1 protein-coding gene is annotated in these 287 nt (G+C 71.4%); it reads right to left on the bottom strand.

Going from position 1 to position 287, the window contains the following annotated elements; genetic code table 11:
• On the bottom strand, positions 1–287 hold a 287-nt coding region (locus ACEN88_RS35240; RefSeq protein WP_413347059.1), incomplete at both ends, for an FAD-binding oxidoreductase.

Here is a 287-nt window from a genome sequence, read left to right as displayed (position 1 = left end):
ATACGGCCCAGATCGAGACGTCGTTCGGCAGCGTGTCCACGTAGTCGCGGTAGCGCCGCAGCACCGCTTGTCCCTGCGCTGCCGGGAACACGACCAGCCCGGCCGTGACGAGCGGCCCGACGGCGTGCAGCGCGAATTCGAAGCGCGTGACCACGCCGAAGTTGCCGCCGCCGCCGCGGATCGCCCAGAACAGATCCGGCTCCTGGCGCGGACCGATGTGGCGCCGGCGCGCGTCCGCCGTGACGATCTCGGCACCCACGAGGCTGTCCACCGTGAGCCCCAGCATG

Origin of the sequence: Massilia sp. CT11-108 (assembly GCF_047302915.1) — a bacterium.
Lineage (GTDB): Bacteria > Pseudomonadota > Gammaproteobacteria > Burkholderiales > Burkholderiaceae_D > Telluria > Telluria orientalis.
The sequence above is the reverse complement of the archived record's forward strand: the minus strand, read 5'-3'. Positions and strand labels throughout refer to the sequence as shown.